The sequence below is a fragment of the Bacillus sp. V3B genome, assembly GCF_024494465.1.
GTDB lineage: Bacteria > Bacillota > Bacilli > Bacillales > Cytobacillaceae > Bacillus_BD.
Genome location: NZ_JAETXM010000005.1, coordinates 91,758 through 110,225, shown reverse-complemented (window position 1 = coordinate 110,225; position 18,468 = coordinate 91,758). Strand labels below are relative to the sequence as shown.

General features: G+C 36.1%; 17 protein-coding genes, 2 pseudogenes and 2 riboswitches. Of the genes and pseudogenes, 9 read left to right on the top strand and 10 right to left on the bottom strand.

The genetic code is table 11. From position 1 onward, the window contains the following. Positions 1 to 26: 26 nt before the first annotated feature. The 3 genes and pseudogenes from JMM81_RS08905 to JMM81_RS08895 all read right to left on the bottom strand — a co-directional run bounded on the left by JMM81_RS08905 (position 27) and on the right by JMM81_RS08895 (position 3,130). A complete protein-coding gene (locus JMM81_RS08905) occupies positions 27 to 794 on the bottom strand; it encodes a TerC family protein (protein WP_256241208.1) in 768 nt (255 codons plus the stop codon). 56 nt (positions 795 to 850) lie between these two features. Beyond that, positions 851 to 1,005: riboswitch (yybP-ykoY riboswitch) on the bottom strand. Between the two features lie 54 nt (positions 1,006 to 1,059). Beyond that, positions 1,060 to 1,295: pseudogene (locus tag JMM81_RS08900) on the bottom strand (Na+/H+ antiporter NhaC family protein); the annotation flags it as partial. Between the two features lie 251 nt (positions 1,296 to 1,546). Next, positions 1,547 to 3,130 (bottom strand): peptide chain release factor 3, encoded by a 1,584-nt coding sequence (locus JMM81_RS08895; RefSeq protein ID WP_256241207.1) that lies wholly within the window; start codon positions 3,128 to 3,130, stop codon positions 1,547 to 1,549. A gap of 199 nt (positions 3,131 to 3,329) precedes the next feature. On the opposite strand from JMM81_RS08895, the gene JMM81_RS08890 reads away from it, so the two are divergent. Continuing rightward, on the top strand, positions 3,330 to 3,746 hold the full coding sequence (locus JMM81_RS08890) for a YkvA family protein (protein ID WP_256241206.1): 417 nt from the start codon (positions 3,330 to 3,332) through the stop codon (positions 3,744 to 3,746). Between the two features lie 116 nt (positions 3,747 to 3,862). Here the strand turns inward: JMM81_RS08890 and JMM81_RS08885 are convergent, their stop codons facing one another. Beyond that, a complete protein-coding gene (locus JMM81_RS08885; protein ID WP_256241205.1) occupies positions 3,863 to 4,678 on the bottom strand; it encodes a cell wall hydrolase in 816 nt (271 codons plus the stop codon). A gap of 232 nt (positions 4,679 to 4,910) precedes the next feature. Continuing rightward, positions 4,911 to 5,021, top strand: a riboswitch (TPP riboswitch). A gap of 240 nt (positions 5,022 to 5,261) precedes the next feature. Between JMM81_RS08885 and JMM81_RS08880 the strand changes: the two genes are divergently transcribed. Continuing rightward, entirely contained in the window at positions 5,262 to 6,026 is a 765-nt protein-coding gene (locus JMM81_RS08880) for a TatD family hydrolase (protein ID WP_256241204.1), read from the top strand. A gap of 148 nt (positions 6,027 to 6,174) precedes the next feature. On the opposite strand, the gene JMM81_RS08875 is transcribed toward JMM81_RS08880, so the two are convergent. Both JMM81_RS08875 and JMM81_RS08870 read right to left on the bottom strand, forming a co-directional pair. Continuing rightward, positions 6,175 to 6,306, bottom strand: a complete 132-nt coding sequence (locus JMM81_RS08875; RefSeq protein ID WP_256241203.1) for a YjcZ family sporulation protein — start codon at positions 6,304 to 6,306, stop codon at positions 6,175 to 6,177. Between the two features lie 39 nt (positions 6,307 to 6,345). Continuing rightward, a complete protein-coding gene (locus JMM81_RS08870) occupies positions 6,346 to 6,462 on the bottom strand; it encodes a YjcZ family sporulation protein (protein WP_256241202.1) in 117 nt (38 codons plus the stop codon). 772 nt (positions 6,463 to 7,234) lie between these two features. Between JMM81_RS08870 and JMM81_RS08865 the strand changes: the two genes are divergently transcribed. Further along, positions 7,235 to 7,537: a hypothetical protein gene (locus JMM81_RS08865; protein ID WP_256241201.1), complete on the top strand. Its 303-nt coding sequence runs from the start codon at positions 7,235 to 7,237 to the stop codon at positions 7,535 to 7,537. Positions 7,538 to 7,607: 70 nt separating this feature from the next. Here JMM81_RS08865 and JMM81_RS08860 read toward each other — a convergent pair whose 3' ends face one another. Beyond that, positions 7,608 to 7,838: a spore coat protein gene (locus tag JMM81_RS08860; protein WP_256241200.1), complete on the bottom strand. Its 231-nt coding sequence runs from the start codon at positions 7,836 to 7,838 to the stop codon at positions 7,608 to 7,610. A gap of 296 nt (positions 7,839 to 8,134) precedes the next feature. Here JMM81_RS08860 and JMM81_RS08855 point away from each other — a divergent pair. Next, positions 8,135 to 9,332 (top strand): annotated as a pseudogene (locus JMM81_RS08855) (MFS transporter). 70 nt (positions 9,333 to 9,402) lie between these two features. Here the strand turns inward: JMM81_RS08855 and JMM81_RS08850 are convergent. Continuing rightward, the gene (locus tag JMM81_RS08850; protein WP_375162365.1) at positions 9,403 to 10,197 is read right to left on the bottom strand and encodes a YitT family protein; all 795 of its coding nucleotides are present in this window, start codon (positions 10,195 to 10,197) and stop codon (positions 9,403 to 9,405) included. A 237-nt stretch (positions 10,198 to 10,434) separates the two neighbouring features. Here JMM81_RS08850 and JMM81_RS08845 point away from each other — a divergent pair, with 237 nt between their 5' ends. The 3 genes from JMM81_RS08845 to JMM81_RS08835 all read left to right on the top strand — a co-directional run bounded on the left by JMM81_RS08845 (position 10,435) and on the right by JMM81_RS08835 (position 14,153). Then, positions 10,435 to 11,367 (top strand): TetR/AcrR family transcriptional regulator, encoded by a 933-nt coding sequence (locus JMM81_RS08845; RefSeq protein ID WP_256241199.1) that lies wholly within the window; start codon positions 10,435 to 10,437, stop codon positions 11,365 to 11,367. A gap of 352 nt (positions 11,368 to 11,719) precedes the next feature. Further along, entirely contained in the window at positions 11,720 to 12,667 is a 948-nt protein-coding gene (locus tag JMM81_RS08840) for an amidohydrolase family protein (RefSeq protein WP_256241198.1), read from the top strand. A 463-nt stretch (positions 12,668 to 13,130) separates the two neighbouring features. Further along, the gene (locus tag JMM81_RS08835; protein ID WP_256241197.1) at positions 13,131 to 14,153 is read left to right on the top strand and encodes an LLM class flavin-dependent oxidoreductase; all 1,023 of its coding nucleotides are present in this window, start codon (positions 13,131 to 13,133) and stop codon (positions 14,151 to 14,153) included. A gap of 42 nt (positions 14,154 to 14,195) precedes the next feature. On the opposite strand, the gene JMM81_RS08830 is transcribed toward JMM81_RS08835, so the two are convergent. Continuing rightward, positions 14,196 to 14,741 (bottom strand): GNAT family N-acetyltransferase, encoded by a 546-nt coding sequence (locus JMM81_RS08830; protein WP_256241196.1) that lies wholly within the window; start codon positions 14,739 to 14,741, stop codon positions 14,196 to 14,198. A 159-nt stretch (positions 14,742 to 14,900) separates the two neighbouring features. Further along, positions 14,901 to 16,058, bottom strand: a complete 1,158-nt coding sequence (locus tag JMM81_RS08825) for a TIGR04053 family radical SAM/SPASM domain-containing protein (protein ID WP_256241195.1) — start codon at positions 16,056 to 16,058, stop codon at positions 14,901 to 14,903. A gap of 406 nt (positions 16,059 to 16,464) precedes the next feature. On the opposite strand from JMM81_RS08825, the gene JMM81_RS08820 reads away from it, so the two are divergent. Together JMM81_RS08820 and JMM81_RS08815 are read left to right on the top strand one after the other, a co-directional pair. Then, positions 16,465 to 17,793 carry a UDP-glucose dehydrogenase family protein gene (locus JMM81_RS08820; protein ID WP_256241193.1) on the top strand — a complete coding sequence of 443 codons (1,329 nt, stop codon included), beginning with the start codon at positions 16,465 to 16,467 and terminating at the stop codon, positions 17,791 to 17,793. Between the two features lie 132 nt (positions 17,794 to 17,925). Next, the gene (locus JMM81_RS08815) at positions 17,926 to 18,453 is read left to right on the top strand and encodes a phosphatase PAP2 family protein (RefSeq protein ID WP_256241192.1); all 528 of its coding nucleotides are present in this window, start codon (positions 17,926 to 17,928) and stop codon (positions 18,451 to 18,453) included. The last annotated feature ends 15 nt before the right edge of the window (positions 18,454 to 18,468 follow it).

The following is an 18,468-nucleotide window of genomic DNA, read 5'->3' as shown; positions in this document are numbered from 1 at the left end:
CACTGAGCACCGAAAATGAACATCATTTAATTTTCTATGATCGGTTTATTCCCTTTTTTTCCTGAAAGAACATAACCTCCAACTGCAATGAAAATTAAGACGATCCAAAAAACGAGTTTCCATCCTGTCGATTCAGGAAAATGATGATTAAGAATCCCAACATCTGGATGCGCTAGTGTAAAAACAGCAAGCTTTACCCCAACCCAGCCGACGATAAGAAATGCAGCTGTCTCAAGTGTAGGTCTTGCATGGAGTAACGTAACAAACCAAGTGGCAGCAAAACGCATAATCACCAAGCCGATAATTCCGCCTAAAAACATCACGATGAATTGACCTCCATCAATTCCACCAACGGTAAACCAACCTGTCGGCTCTAACGTTACAGCAAGGGCTACTGCTGCTAACATAGAATCAATCGCAAAGGCAATATCAGCCAGCTCTACTTTTAAGACCGTCATCCAAAACGAGGAGGTTCTCTTCCCCTTTACTTTATGTTCCTTCTCCTTACCGCTAAATTTACCATATAAATTATGAAAAGCAATGAATAATAAGTATAAGGCTCCTATTGCTTGTACCTGCCAAACATCAGCTAAATAAGAAATCATAAAAAGAGTGGCAAAGCGGAATACAAATGCTCCAAGCAATCCATAAAACAATGCTTTTCTTCGCTGTTCAGCCGGCAAATGCTTAACCATGACAGCCATGACAACAGCGTTATCAGCTGCCAAAATACCTTCTAAACCAACTAATACTAATAATACCCAACCATATTCTAATAACATACTCATCTCCACCTATATCGCCTCCAATTATTATTGTTCGATATTGACCGAGATGGCAATATAGTAATTCATGGTAATCAAAGAACAAAAAAACAAATAGACCTTTGCCACTAGGCAAAGGTCTTGCAAAGCATCACATGCCAACAAAGCCGATGGAAATACATCCATGAAATGACGACTTTATTTTAGGCTCTCCTAAAAGCTACTCCCCTTTGATCGAACAATTCATTTGTTAACAAGATATGATTATTTTGAAAAAAGGTTCCCCTCAAACCACTCATTCCGATTTCGATTCACTTGTAATTGTTAAACCTGTGATTCCAAATAAGATCGTTAAAATAGGAGATATTAAACAAAAGAAGGCAAATGGAAAATAATCAATCGTTGAAACGCCTAAAACACCTGTAAGAAAGACTCCACAAACACCCCAGGGAACAAGAGGATTGACTACCGTGCCCCAGCATCCTCCAAAACACGCGATAAATTCTTTGGATGAAGTTTTGCTTCTTTATACCAATATATTTTTTCGCTTAAACACTTTTATGCATTAAACAATGTTATTAATATATTATCTTTATATAATGACGTCAATAGAATAAATAGAATAAGATGACTTCTATTGATTTCCATAACAAAAAGGCAGACCCTTAAAGAAAGGTTTAAACCCCACAATTAATATCTAGTTACAATCATTTGTTAAGCACCTAGATATTAATTGTTTTGTGGGAGTCATATACCTTATGAGTCTGCCTCTTATCATTTATTTATTTTTCTGTTGCATCCATTGGATTATATAGCTTAACATCAGGATTTTTATCTTGAAACCATCTTAAAGCAAAATCATTTTCAAACAAAAAGACTTTATTCTCAAAACGATCGGTAACAAGAAGGCTACGTGAGCTTGACAAATTTTCATTGATTTCATCATTTTCAACCCAACGAGCAATCTTTGAACCTTGACCCTCTAATAATACATCCACATTATATTCATTTTTCATCCGATGTTCAAATACTTCAAACTGAAGTTGACCAACTGCTCCAAGCAAGTACTCTTCATATTTGACCGTTTTATATAACTGAATAGCCCCTTCTTGAACCAATTGTCCGATCCCTTTATGAAAATGCTTTTGCTTCATAACGTTTTTCGCCGTTACTCGAACAAACAGCTCTGGTGTAAATTGTGGCAATTTTTCATATTGAAATAAAGGCTTCCCAGATACCAATGTATCACCAATCTGGTAGGTTCCCGTATCATAAAGCCCAATGATGTCCCCACTTACAGCTGTATTCACTGTGCTACGATCATCTGCCATAAACTGAGTAGATTGAGAAAGCTTTATTTGTTTACCTGTTCGTGGATTCGTAACCGTCATCCCTCGTTCAAATTCTCCTGAACAAATACGTAAAAAGGCAATTCGATCACGGTGAGCAGGGTTCATATTGGCTTGGATTTTAAAAATAAACCCAGAAAAATTCTCTGATAACGGATCGGCTTTTCCTACGCTCGACTCTCGCGGCTGTGGTGATGGTGCAAACTGCAGATACGTCTCCAAAAACGTTTGCACACCAAAGTTGGCTAAAGCACTCCCGAAAAATACAGGTGTCAATATTCCATCTGCAATTCGTTCTTTCGAAAACTCATTACCCGCTTCATTAAGGAGCTCCACTTCTTCTAATGTTTGATCGTACAAAGTATTTTGTTTAATCGGAGAATCTCCTTCAATTTCACCTTCATCATTTAACGATATAAAACGATCTGACTCTTCCACACGGAATTGTTCAATCCGGTTATTAAAACGATCATAAATACCGAGAAATTCTTTTCCCATTCCAATCGGCCAATTCATCGGATAGGATTCAAGTCCCATGACCTCTTCAAGCTCTGCCAACAATTCAAGCGGAGGTCTTCCATCACGGTCCAGTTTATTAATAAATGTAAAAATAGGAATCCCTCTTAACCGGCAAACTTTAAACAGTTTTAAAGTTTGCGCTTCAATCCCTTTTGCTGAATCAATGATCATAACAGCACTATCAACAGCCGTTAACGTTCGATACGTATCTTCACTAAAATCTTGGTGCCCAGGTGTATCCAAAATATTCACTCGAGCCCCAGCATAATCAAACTGCATGACACTTGATGTGACAGATATTCCCCGTTGCTTTTCGATTTCCATCCAATCACTTGTAGCATATTTTCCTGTTTTCTTTCCTTTTACCGTACCTGCATCACGAATAGCTCCCCCGAAAAGCAGTAGCTTTTCCGTTAAGGTTGTCTTTCCAGCATCCGGATGGGATATAATGGCGAAAGTACGTCTTGATTGTACTTCCTCTATAAATTTTTTCGACATATCGTTTCCTCACTTTAATCCTATTCAAATTTCACTCATAACAAATCTTATCGCTACAGACAATTGTTTGCAATAAAAAATATGATCAGGAAATAAATTCCTCCATATTTCTTTCCTAATAGAACAGATATCCCCAAACAAAATGATAACTGTATGCTCCCGTTCTGGTGATGTATACTAAAGAAAGGGAGTGAAGCACATGAAAAAATTTCGTAAGGAACAGTATGAAACGGGATATAAAAAATATGAGGGGAAAGCTAAACGCTATGTAGAAAATCCAGAAGAAATGAATAGTTTATTAAAGAAAGCCTTGCATAAAGCTGATTACAAAAAAAAGTCTCTTGATGAAGTATGGGATAAATTACAATTATTATTTGAGCTTGTGAAAGCATGGTCCAAAAAGGATTATCAAGATATTTCGAAAAAAACAATCCTCATGGTGATTGCAACGATTATTTATTTTGTTTCCCCTGTTGATTTAATACCTGACTTTCTTGTCGGATTAGGGATTTTCGATGATGTGGCCGTCATTGGCTTTACTGTGAGACAAATTTCCTCAGAATTAGAACGGTTCAAGGCTTGGAAAGAAAAAGAATCTGTCGATATGATTGAATAAAACGGGGTGGCTTAAATAATTACTTTCTTTCATTTATATAGAGCAACAGGTGAGTCATATCCCTTATGTAATAAAAATTATTTTTGTATATAAAATAACTCCGCTACCAAACGGAGTTATTTTGTAAATACATGGTCACCGATTCTAGCAGTTACTGTTTTCGATCGGTGCCACTTGCTGTCTACTATTTTGGGATTATAGAAATTTAATGAATCATTTCCCTCCCCTTCCATTTCTAATACAATTGCTTCATTCACAGCCTTTTCTGCCTCTTTTACGGCTGGTTTATTGATCGTTCCATTGTCGACTGGTTGGAATTGTCTTTTTTCATAAATCACTTCTTCAATTGTATCTGGGTATTGTTCATGGTCAACTCGATTTAACACAACTGTCGCAACCTCCACTTTCCCTTCATATGGCTCACCTTTTGCTTCCGCTGTCACAAGACGAGCTAACAATTCTTTCTCCTCGCTTGTAATCGTTTCAGGAATTATGGGCTTTTCTCCTGTCTGTACTGAAGATTGACGACTCATTTTCTCTAAGTCTAGTTTTAAAGCGCCAAATTTCATACCCATATTGTAGCTTGTAATTATTTCAGGAATTATGAGTGTTTCTCCTGTCTGCACTGAGGATTGACGACTCATTTTCTCTAAGTCTAGTTTTGAAACACCAAATTTCATACCCATATTGTAGCTTGTAATTATTTCAGGAATTATGAGTGTTTCTCCTGTCTGCACTGAGGATTGACGACTCATTTTCTCTAAGTCTAGTTTTGAAACACCAAATTTCATGCCCATATCGTAGTAAGAACCTTCCTGCTTAACTCCATATATTTGAACATGCTCAAGGGTTTGAGCAAATACGTTTACCTTAGGGAACAATAGAAGCGGAAGTAGCGCGAACAGAGCTGTTAAGACAATTACTTTCTTCACCTTATCCCCTCCTCATTTCTTCTACCATTACTACCCTATCATGGATCAATTGTTCGCACTACACCTCAAAATTTCCCATATATTATCTAGTTTATTTTTCCACTTATAATATATATAGCACCTTTTTTCTTTCCAACGACCGGCTGGTATCCTTAGAAACCCCTCATAAAGTAATTCATTCTTTTCAAAAAGTTAAAATGTATTATAATTGGATAGAGTAAATCGAATAGGTAAGAATAGGTAGGGGAACCGGGTATCCCGGTTCAGAAAGTATCCGTTCTGACACTGACCCTTTGAACCTGATCTCGTTAATGCCAGTGGAGGAAACATATTCTGAACAATTATGATGTTGTTTCAGTATGCACATGGTAAATATTACCTAGGTGTTTTTTATATATTAACTATAGAAACTAAAATACATAGCCTATATCCCCGCTAGCCTCGTTTTCTAACCTATTTATATGACTCAGCTCTTCAGACATAATTCACTTACTAAAAACTTGTCAACATAGACACGGAAGAATTTCTTGACGGGAAACAAAAAATCTATTATGCACTAACTTCAGTGAGGAAGTGACCGACCATGCGAAAAATTATTGATGCACATATCCATCTAGACCATTATAAAAAAGAAGAAATTGAGCCTATTTTACATACAGATTCAACAGTAAGAGCACTTATCGGTGTTTCTTTTGATCTCGCTTCATGTAGACAGAATCTCGAGCTCGCACAACGATATAACAAACTAAAGCCCGCGTTTGGCTGGCACCCTGAGCAAGAATTCATTACAGACAACAATTTTACCGAATTGATTGACTGGATCACAGTGCATGAGCAGGAGATGATTGCGGTTGGTGAAGTCGGTTTACCTTATTATTTACGAAAAAAAGAACCTCTCCCAATAGAAGGGTATCTTGAACGTCTCGAAACATTTATTATCTTAGCGAAGAAGTGGCAAAAACCAATTATTCTGCATGCCGTGTACGACGACGCACCACTTGTTTGCGATTTACTCGAAAAACACTCCGTAGAAAAGGCTCATTTTCATTGGTTTAAAGGTGATTCAAAGACAATCACACAGATGATTCATAACGGTTACTTTATCTCTGTTACACCTGATATCTTGTATGAAAAAGAAATCCAACAGCTTGTTGCGCTATACCCACTTGAAAGGATAATGGTCGAAACAGACGGACCATGGCCATTTGAAGGACCGTTTCAAGACAAACTCACACATCCATCCATGATCCATCAATCCATTCAAGTGATAGCTAACATAAAAAAAAGATCTATTAACGATGTTTATAAAAGACTATACAAAAATACAGTGGAATTTTACCAATTTTGACACTCACACATCTGAAGAAGTGGGCTTTCTCGTTCGGAAAATCTGTAACCAACTCACTCTATTTCTCAAATATGAAAAATAACCGAAAAGAAAGAGGTATCTGCACAGGCAGTACCTCTTTCTTTTTCACCTATTTTAATAAATGGAATTACCATTTAAAACAAGCTGCACCAACAATGATCAACAGGATGAATAGAACAACAATTAACGCGAAGCCACCGCCGTAACCAACGCCAGCAACACTACCGTATCCATATCCTCCACATGGGTAACCGTACATATAAACTCCTCCTTTTCCTTTATTCACAATTTCACTTAATTAATAAACAGCCCCACCGTATCCCCAAGAAGCACCGATGATGATTAATAAAATAAACAATACTACTAACAAAGCGAAGCCTCCACCGCACCCGTATCCTGCTGGTTCTGCTGACATTGAAAAAAACCTCCTTTTCTAATTTCCTTATATCCTATTCAGGATGACCCCATTATGCGATAGACAAATACACAATTTTAGGTTATTTCATTAGCCAAGTCTAGGACATTACTTAATAACTAAGGTCACTATGTTTTTAAAAAATCTAGATTAAATAATCGTGTTGTTGCTTTAAAAGCTTTTAGTATACGCGAGCATTAAGTTATTCAATGAAATGAAACGCAAGATCGTATACACCAAAGGTAATTTATCAATATTCATCATTAACATAGCAAAAAAACATACTAACATTAGTAGAAGTGAAGGAAGGTCGAACAGCTTCTAGAGTCCGTATTATAAACGGACCGACTTCACAGCCTAGAATCCACAAGTTCATTTAATTCAAGCACGGATTTTTTGATCGCATCGATATTAACTGAAATGGCTGCTCTTCATTTTATATGGCTGTTTTCGCATAGATTGTTGTTTTCCGAATGAATGTCTAAACCCGTATTAATCAAAATGTCGGGGCACCTTTTCGTAACCATTTTCCGTTAGGATATATCTTATTTACGAATGAATTTAAGGAAGATTATAATTTTCATACTTTCTTATATTTAATGGTTTACATTCTGAAAAAACATATATTCATTGACAATCCGCCCCCTCTATAGACAACCCTTTTCCAGAAAGCAGTCATTTTTTCGTATTTACGTGCATATCGTATAGATGAGAATAGAAGCGGTTTAGTAAAAAATAGATTAATAGAGATTCAGCCATTAAGGAGGAAAAGATGAGTCTATCAGAACAAACTACAAATGAAAAAAATCCATTTTATAAACTTTGGCCAATGTATATTGTTCTTGTCTTACTTTTAGTCATAATCGGACTTTATTTTTATTCACAAAGTTTAATCAGAATTGAAACACCAAAAAAAGAGCTTGGAGACAAGGTTATTATCACACTACCGGCCGGAAAGACCATTTTTACATATGAAAACTTTATTGTTGAGGAAGATGGGAAACTTCTTTATAAAGGAGAAAGAAATACCATTGATCTAACCGGCGGAGATATTGTATACGAAAATTGGGAATAAAACCATAATCTTTTAAAATCCTCTCATCTAATAAAATGAGAGGATTTCTGTTTTATTCTTTATATACAGTTTAGTAATAATAACCTCCATATGGGTAGTAATAAGGGTATGGTGGATAATACGGTGGTCTAATTAATGCGCCTGCTGCTAATCCTCCTAAAAAACCTAGTGGCAACCCAAACCCTAAGCCGCCTAAACCAAAGCCAGGACCGAATCCAAATGGTCTTCTTCCAAATCCGAACCCGAATGGTCTTCTTCCAAATCCATATCCGAATTGTCTGCTTAGCATCCCATCATGCATAAAATATGCCCTCCTCATTTCATTTATTTTCTATTTCTATAAATCATATGCTTTTTTTGGGAAATGTTCGTGGGCTCTTGTCTATGCTAAACACAAAACATTTCTAACACTTCGATCAAACGATTACTACAACAGATTCCATTGCTACAATGTTTTACTCCTACCCCTCCCTTTCTTTATATGCAACAATTAAATTACCATTTTTAGTAAAATGTATAGTTTTATCAATAGCTACCTCTATACAAATAAGATACAATAGAAACGAGCATAATCATGAGAGGAGAAACTCAGTCATAATGGAAAACACAAAAATAAAGGAAAATCCCTCTGTTTCTTCTAATAAAATTTGGACGAAAGATTTCACGTTAATTTGCTTTGCGAATTTTTTTATTTTTCTTGGTTTTCAAATGACTCTCCCGACCATCCCCCCTCTTTGTTGAGCAACTAGGAGGAAATAACCAATTAATCGGAATAGTGGTTGGAATATTTACATTCTCATCCCTTCTTATCAGACCCTATGCAGGGCATGCATTAGAATCAAAAGGAAGAGCCTTTGTTTACCTTAGTGGTCTCGCCATTTTTGTGATCTCTGTGGGATCCTACGCTTTTGCCATGAGCATCATGTTCTTGTTTATGATGCGAATTATTCAAGGCGTTGGTTGGGGACTGTCAACAACTGCTTCAGGAACAATTGCCACTGACTTAATTCCAGTACGTAAACGTGGAGAAGGCCTAGGTTATTATGGACTATCTGGAAATCTAGCACTTGCCTTTGGTCCGTCGCTCGGTCTAACTTTAGCCGGAATCATCACCTTTCCTCAGCTGTTCTTCATTAGTGCTGCACTTGGATTAGCTGCTCTTCTATTATCTTCTCTGATTACATATAAAAAAGTCGAAGCACCTGTGGAAAAAACAGATAAAAAGAAATGGGATTTATATGAAAAAAGTGCACTTAAGCCCTCTTTGCTCATTTTGTTTATTACTGTAACCTTTGGGGGAATCGCTACTTTCTTACCTCTGTATACCGTTGAAAAAGAAGTGACTGGTATTCAATGGTATTTCCTTTTGTACGCGCTTGCACTTATGCTGACGAGGACATTTGCTGGTAAACTTTATGATAAAAAAGGACATCGTGCTATTTTTATTCCAGGTGCTTCCTTCATCCTTGTGGCGATGCTATTATTAGCATGGCTACCGAACAACAGTATTTTGTACATAGCCGCCATCCTCTATGGTCTTGGTTTTGGAGCTGTTCAGCCCACATTACAAGCATGGTCTGTTGAAAAAACACCTGCAAACAGACGGGGAATGGCAAACGCAACCTACTTTTCTTTCTTTGATCTTGGTATTGGTCTCGGTGCCATATTCTTTGGTCAAATTGGTCATTTATTTGGCTATCAAAGTGTTTATTTATCATCTGCTGTCTCTGTACTCATTTCAATTCTATTCTATATTTGGCTACTTAATCGAACATCTAAAACGAATACTCAATAAAAAACAACAAAAGCTAGATTAGCTCTTGTTGTTTTTTATTGGGAAAGTATGCAGTCCATTGCGCTTTTTATTAATTTCTATCAAATGCACCTAGGACTTCCTTCGTTTCGGTTATATTAACAAAGGCATGGGGATCAATTTCATTAATTAATAATTTCACATCTGTTAACTGATACCGCGTAATAACTGTCATTAATATCTTTCGCTGTTCACCTGAATAGGCTCCTTGTCCATCCATAATCGTAATGCCACGATAAAGGTTAGCAAGCATTTTCCCCTTTATTTCATCCCCTTTTTGCGTCACAATCATAAGCGTCAACTTAATGTGCTTCGTATGAATCGCATCAACAACCTTTCCTGTTGCGTATATCCCAACCAGTGTATGTAAAGCAGCATCCCATCCAAAGATAAAACCCGAAACAACAACAACAATAGCGTTCAACCCTGAAAGAATGGTCCCTAATGGCAGATCCCTTTTTTTCGTCAAAAGAAGAGCAATGATATCCATTCCACCTGAAGATCCAGATGCACGAAAAATCATAGCAATGCCAATTCCGCTGATCACACCACCAAAAATGGAAGATAAAATCGGCTCAGAAGAAATTGGCACAATAGGAATGAAGTACAGTCCAACCGACGTCGCCAGTACGGATACAATGGTATAACAGATAAATCGTTTCCCTAACTTATATATTCCAATAATAAGCAAGGGTAGATTTAAAATAAAGTTTAACAATCCCGTATGAAACGGTGTAATCAAACCTAGCATGATCGCAATTCCACTTAAACCACCACTTAATATATTATGTGGAATAAAAAATAAATTAAAGGCACCACTAATAATCAATGATCCGATGACAACCATTATTAAATGGAATTTGTCATTTCGTTTTTTTCTCATATTCATCTCTATCCCCCGAAAGAATTCTGTATTTTATTATAGTAGGGAAATATTCAACTTAAAACTAAACAGTTTTTTCATTATTATTCCATTATTAAGACTACAATAAACTCTATGTTCAATTTGTCAGCTATGTATAATTAAGGTACTATATTTTTAACTAGCAGTTCAATTGCAGTCATAATGAAATGGGGGGAGAGAGTGAACGATCGGAAACAACGTGTCATTAAAACAGCACATAAATTATTTGTGGATAAAGGTTATCAATCAACTTCGATCCAAGATATATTAGACAGTAGTGGAATTTCAAAAGGTACCTTTTATAATTATTTTGCCTCAAAAAGCGAACTTCTTACCGCTATATTTAAAAATTTACAATTAGAACTTGACAAAGAGCGAAATGAGATTTTAATTGGACATGATCCTTCAGATATTGAGATTTTCATTAAACAATTAGCCGTTAATATAAGGAAAAACCGAAGAAATAAAATGTTTTTTCTTTTTAATGAAGTCTTTCTCTCAAAAGAGCCTGATCTCATTCGCTTTCTCCAGCAACAAGAGTTTATTCAGATCAAATGGTTGTACAATCGTTTAATTGATATTTTTGGTAAGGAAAAAAAGCCTATTCTTTTTGATTGTTCGATTATGTTTATAAGCATACTACAACAAAGTTCTCGTTTTTACTATATGGATAAGAAGGATGAGAGTAACCCAACCCCCATTATTCGCTTTTGTGTGAATCGATTAATTAAGTTGGTTGAGGACCTTTCAGAAAGTGGTGAGCAACTGCTAAATCCTTACCTAATGGATCAATTTCTTCCTAATTGCGACAAGACAATCGATCCATTAAAAATCAAACTTAAAAAGTCTCATTTAACATTAATGACGGCCATTCGTGAGAATATAATCGACGAAACTGAACGAACTAAATATTGGGAGATGATCGATTTTGTACAAGATGAACTCATTCATGCCCCCTCCCCACGCAAACATATTGTCGAAAGTGTCCTCCATTTTTTATTGAATGACAAGGATTTAATCGGTCATGAACCTTTAAATGAATATAGTGAAACAGTCACTCAATTTTTCTTGAAATTAGAAGGGATAGCCGGCCAGAACCTCCAAAAAGGATGACTCTACTATGTCATCCTTTTTTAATACATGATTGTTCAATCACTTAACATTTTAGAAGCAATAATTCTATTTAATTAATAAATTAAAGGCAGACTATATACTCTTTTTAAAATTTTTAGAATATTTACTTTTCAAAATAATATTTTTGGTGTATAGTATCCTTATATAAAGTAAATATTCACTTAACATACATTTACGAGTTTAATAGAAGGAGGAATAAATAGACTACATAATAAACATTTTCAAAATTCAAAACAAAGAATACGCTTTCAATATAGGATTTAATTTTTCTACAAAACTTAAATATAAGAAAAAATAGATTAAAACTAACAACAATAAGGAGTGGATTGACATGCATGATTTTCATACTCATTTTATCCCAACAGAGGTTCTCAATTGGTTAAAGGAAAATAAAAATAAAGTAAATGCTAGATGGATTAATAAAGAGGAAAATAAAGAAGATTTTCTCGTTGTTAATGAAAAATGGGGATTTGAATTAAAAGATTCCTTTATCAATTCTGAACTTTACCTACAAGAGCAGGAACAGGCTGGTGTTACCCACTCGATCGTGTCTCCCGTTCCACAGCTTTTCATGTATGATTTTCCATTAGACATTAGTACTGAGTTTTCCAGTCTCTATAACCAATCACTTGCTCAGTTAATTAAAAAGACTCCTGAAAAACTTTCAGCTCTTGCAACTGTACCATTAACAAACCCTGTAAAGGCAGCACAAGCACTAAATGAAGCCATGAAGCTTGGATTAAAAGGTGCTATTATCGGACCTGGATTAGCTCAACATATGCTATCAGATTCATTTTTCAAACCTTTTTTCGAAGAAGCTAACAGGCTGAAGGCCATTCTTTTCATTCATCCATTATTAAGCGAAGATCCTCGCTTAAAGAGAAGAATGATGCCTAATCTAGTTGGAGTACCTTGGGAAACAACTGTTTGTGCAACAGATTTACTATTGAGCGGCCTAGTGGATCAATATCCGGATGTTAAAATTCTATTTGCTCATGGAGGAGGATTCCTTCCATACCAAATAGGAAGATTAGATAAGGGCTATGAGCAATGGGAGCTCGTCTCTTCCAATTTACAAGCTCCTCCTTCTGAATACTTAAGTCGCTTTTGGTATGATAATGTTCTATGGAATCAAGATAGTATCGACTTCCTTGTTAAAACTGTTGGCGAAGATCGAGTTGTTTCGGGATCAGATTACCCATTTGATTTATGTACGTTCCCTCCAACTACAATAAGTGATAAAGGTGCTCATTCTTTACTTGATTATGTTGTAAAATAAGTATAAACCGTCCCTCAAAGAAGTCTACTCTTGTATAGATTTCTTTGAGGAATTCATTTTTTTAAAACCCTACTCTATTAAAGAATAGTTAAATAAGAATCACGGCGAGCAATAGAACTGTTCGCCGTGATTCTTATTTTTCGATCCTATTTTCAAGGATTCGATATATATTTCATCCATAACGCTATAATGATTTTATTGAATACCGGCTTAAAATCCAAAAAAATTTTATTTATTTTAAATAATTCATATAACCAAGCTTAATCCCTCTTTTGACAGTTATATATACAGACCTTAATTGATCTAGAGACTCTATCCAAGTGAGCAGACCTATTTCTTTTCATCTCATCTACCTATTTAATTAGTTCATATTGTTTTGACATAATAGAAACAATTGATAGAATAATCATATACAAGATAGTAAGAAGTCTATTTATTATTACTATAGAAAGAAGTTGAAGGAATGTCGAATACAGAAAAAAAACATCTTCGTGATCTACCTTATTCTGTGCTGGATTTGTCACCTATTCTAAAGGGGCATACGGCAACAGATTCATTTAAGAATACCGTTGATTTAGCTAAACATGTTGAAGAATGGGGATATAAACGATATTGGATGGCAGAACATCATAATATGCCCGGTATTGCGAGTTCGGCAACCTCTGTGTTAATCGGACATGTCGCTGCACATACATCAACGATTCGAGTTGGTTCTGGCGGGATCATGCTTCCCAATCATGCTCCGCTTGTCATTGCTGAACAGTTTGGGACGCTTGAATCCATGTTTCCAGAACGAATCGATCTTGGTCTTGGGCGCGCACCTGGAACAGATCAGTTGACTGCCCATGCCTTAAGGCGTGATCGAAGAAGTGGTGGAGAAGATTTCCCTGAACAATTAGCAGAACTACGCGCTTACTTTCAACCACAGAACACTTCAGGGCAAATGCCTGTGAGGGCCATCCCTGGTGAAGGGTTATCCATTCCGATCTGGCTATTAGGTTCGAGCGGTTATAGTGCACAACTAGCAGGACATCTTGGTCTTCCATTTTCGTTTGCTAGTCATTTCTCACCAGAAAACACATTACCTGCTCTTGCCTTATACCGAAATAGTTTCCGTCCATCATCTGTACTTGATAAACCGTACGCAATCGTCTGTGTCAATGTGGTTGCTGCTGACCATGATGATGAAGCGCAAAAGCTATCAACCACCTTACAGCAACATCATTTGGGGATCATTCGAAATAAACGAGGATTCTTACAACCTCCTGTCAATAATATGAATGAAATCTGTAGCGATTATGAACAAGCTATCATCCAGCAAAGACTCGGAGGATCAATCATTGGCGGTCCTGAGACTGTAAAAGCAAAACTAGAAAAATTCATCAAAGAAACTCAAGCCGACGAAATCATGGTCAATGGACAAATTTATGATCATAGTGCTCGTTTACATTCATTCGAGATTGTTGCTGATCTTTTAGGGAATTAACAAAAGCAAAAAAGGAGCCTCCACTCCTTTTTTGCTTTTTTATTAGAGTATGATGTTAGGGTCACTTTTCAGTTTTGAATACATCATAACATCCTTATATTCCTCTTTAGACTTTTCAGATTGACGAAGACGTCCTTCAAATTGAAATCCTACTTTTTCTAATAGCTTTATGGATTGACTATTTTCCGGATCTACTTTTGCTTCGACTCGATTCATACCTAAGACATGAAACCAATAGTCTATTAAAGTCCATACAGCCTCTGAACCATAACCTTCCCCCCAATAACCTTTTCCTAAATCATACCCAATTTCAGCTCTTCCATTTTCAAAATCAATATAATTAAACCCACAGCTTCCAATAATTTCATTCGTATTTCTTATGAGCATCGTGTATCGAATAGCTTGGTTTATTTCTGCTAATCTATTGGAAAGAGTGATCATGTCCATCACTTCATCAATTGTAGAAACCAAATCCATATTCATAAATCTCGTAACGTCTGGATCAGTCCAAAATACGAATAACTCAGATGCATGCTGATTTTCGGTTTGTATAAGGGTTAATCGTTTGGATTGTAATTCTGTTTTCATGACCTAACCACTTGTCCTCTCAAAATCATCGAAAAAAATAGGAAGTAATAAGACTTATATAGGGTTCATTTCTTCCGATATTCTTTTATTATTCCCTTTTCTTCCAGATAAAAAAAGACATTTTCATTAAAAATGCCTTTCTCTACTATAGAAAATGCCTTATAGAGCTGTTTTCTTATTTCTTAATTCCTCTGGAATATAGACACAGAAAGGTTCACTTTCCATGTAATCTCCTGTTACCGCATAAGTTCTTGAACGAGATCCCCCACAAATATAGCGATATTCACAAACACCACATTTACCTTTATAATGATCTGGTTGTCTTAAATCTTTAAATACTTTTGCTTCACGATAAATTTTAGCGAGTGGAGTCTCTCTGACGTTCCCTGCTTTTATGGGCAATAAACCACTTGGTAACACATCACCAATGTGGGATATAAATGCAAAGCCACTTCCGTCATTTACTCCTTTTGGCGCGCGCTTTAACCCGTCCTTCATGGAAGCCGTATCTGTTGTAATTGAATCTTCATAATGAATTTCACCATTGGCAATTTTATGCTCCCGCATTTTTTGTTGTAATACGACTCTTCGATAATGTTGGGCGGCTGTTGTTTTTATATCATAAGGGGCTGTTTTACTCAATTCATACAGCCAACGGAATACTTTTTCATGTTCAGCAGGTGTAAGACAATCCTCCATCTGTCCTCTACCGGTTGGCACAAGAAAGAAAATATACCACATCACGACTTTAAGATCAGCCATTAATTGAGCCATTTCCTCTAATTGATCATAATTATAGCGAGAAATAACGGTGTTTATTTGCAATGGCATATTTAATTCATTTAAATATTTTACTTTTTCAATCGTAAGATCAAACGACCCTGATGTTCCGCGAAATTGATCATGAACTTCCGCGATCGGAGCATCGAGACTAAAGCCCCAACGCGCGAGCCCTACTTTTTTTGCTCGCTGCATCTTCTCTTTTGTTACATTCGAAGTTGCACTTGGCGTCATCGAAACACGCATACCTTTTTTAATTGCATAATCGGCAAGTTCAAATAAATCTTCTCTTAACATGCAATCCCCACCTGTGAACACAAGCATGGGATTATCCATCTCATAAATTTCATCAATGAGTTTAAGTCCTTCCTCATGTGATAATTCACGGTGATCAGGCGTTAATTGTGCGTCTGCTCGACAGTGAACACACTTAAGCTTGCAAGCTCGTGTCACTTCCCAAATAACAATAAATGGATTTATATGATAATCAATTACTTTTCCATGGGGATGTCCATGTGGATGCCCTACTCGTTGCATTGTATATCACCTGACTTCACAGATTTTTTTACAAATTTCTTTTTTATGGTTACTTGTTCATTATAAAAGAAACTGCCTATTTCATATGTCACATTTGTCACAGTGCACCTCGAGGAACTCACTGCTCTCATTAACCTAGTTCATTCGGTCACTTACAACTGCTTTTTCCGAAAATAATACAACTCATATCCCTATACCAAGAAAGAGATTTTATATTTTTTTGATAAAAAACAAGACTCTAGTCTAATTTCAACAGGAGCCTTTTTTTCAATTCACTTTAAAACTTTTCTTTTTTCAAAAAACACCCTCATAATTTCTTTACACTCTTTTAACACTACAACAAGATAAGACAAGATTTCTCCTAATAAACTAAGAGTGAATACACTTATTTTACAGGAGGGATTGTATGAGGATTACAGTTGCTGGGACTGGGTATGTCGGGTTAGTAACAGGTGTTTGTTTAGCAGATTTGGGGTATCAAGTGACTTGTATCGATATTCATAAAAGTAAAATCGAAATGCTAAAAACAGGCCGTTCTCCCATTTATGAACCTGAGCTTGAGCCGCTTTTACAAAAAAACTTAAAAGATGGACGTTTGCATTTCACGACAAGCTCTCATGATGCCTATACACGAACAGACATTATTTTTATTACAGTTGGAACACCTGAAAAAGAAGATGGGACTGTCGACTTACAATATATTGAAAACGTAGCCTATACCGTAGCCAAACATATTGAAAATGATGTAATGATATGTACAAAAAGTACGGTTCCTGTTGGAACGAACGAGCGAATTAAACAAATAATTGATCGTAACAAACTTCCTTATCTTCATACAGCGGTAATCTCCAACCCTGAATTCCTTCGTGAAGGCTCTGCTATATTTGATTTCTATCAAGGTGAGCGCATTGTCATTGGTGCCGACAATCTTGAAGTAGCCACTGTGATTGAACAACTATATCTCCCCCTCAATATACCGATTATCAAAACAGATATACGTAGTGCCGAAATGATTAAATACGCTTCTAATGCCTTTTTGGCAACAAAAATAAGTTTCATTAATGAAATTGCTGCTCTTTGTGAAAAGGTCGGTGCCAATATCGACGAAGTCGCAAACGGCATTGGCAAAGACAAACGAATTGGACCTCATTTTCTTCAAGCTGGAATTGGTTACGGTGGATCTTGTTTTCCAAAAGATACGAAAGCTCTCGCCAAACTTGCTGGAAATGTTCAGCATTCATTCGAACTATTAAACGCTGTCATTAAAGTCAATAATCGTCAACAATCCCTTCCTGTTAAAAAAGCAAAAGAAATGCTTGGTTCGTTATTAGGAAAAAAAGTTACCGTACTCGGTCTTTCTTTTAAGCCTAAGACAGACGATATTCGGGAAGCAGCTTCCTTAAAAATTATTAAAGAATTACTAAGAGAGGGTGCCTTAGTAACAGCCTATGATCCAATTGCTATTCCGAATGCACAGAAAGTATTAGGGTACCATCTCTCCTATACAGATAGTATTCAAGAAGCACTTTTAGATAGCGAGCTAACCATTATTGCAACAGAATGGGATCAAATTAAACTTTTCCCCTTACATTTGTATGAATTATATATGAAGGAACCCGTTATCATTGATGGACGCAATTGCCTCTCTTTACACGAGATTCAAAAGCACTCTATTCATTATGTATCCATCGGTAGGCCTTCTTGGACACTTTTAAATAGAGAAAGTAACGTCTAAAAACTCTGTCCTATAATACAAAGGCAAAACTTATCGGAAAATTAACATTCCTTTCGTATTTGCTAAACAACATGAATCTAAAATGAAAGAGTATATTTTATTTCATCACGAATGTGTAAAGGAGTGTAAAAAGTGCCTAAAATTCTATTAGATTTCTACCATTTTGAATGTCGAATATTTAAAGAAGTAAACCGTCATTTTGATAAAAAAATACTAAATCTTTTTTTTCGATCAATTACACATATCGGAGGTGCTGTATTTACAATTATATCAACGATCCTACTCATTCTTTTTTCTACCGATCAAACAAAACTAACCGCCATTTCAAGTGCATTTGCCTTAGCGATCAGTCATCTACCTGTACAGTTCGTTAAAAAGCTCTTTCCACGAAAAAGACCTTATTTGACTATAGAAAAAACAAACGTTCCATCAAATCCACTGAAAGATCATTCTTTTCCATCGGGTCATACAACTGCTATCTTTTCAGTCATTATTCCTTTTGTCCTATTTTTACCGTCTCTTTCTTTTATTCTCATTCCCTTAGGGATTTTTATCGGTTTATCAAGAATTTACTTAGGACTTCATTATCCTTCAGATGTTATGGCTGGTGGGTTACTTGGAACGAGTATAGGTGCATGTTGCTTCTTTTTAATAGGTTAAGTTTAGCTTCTGTTT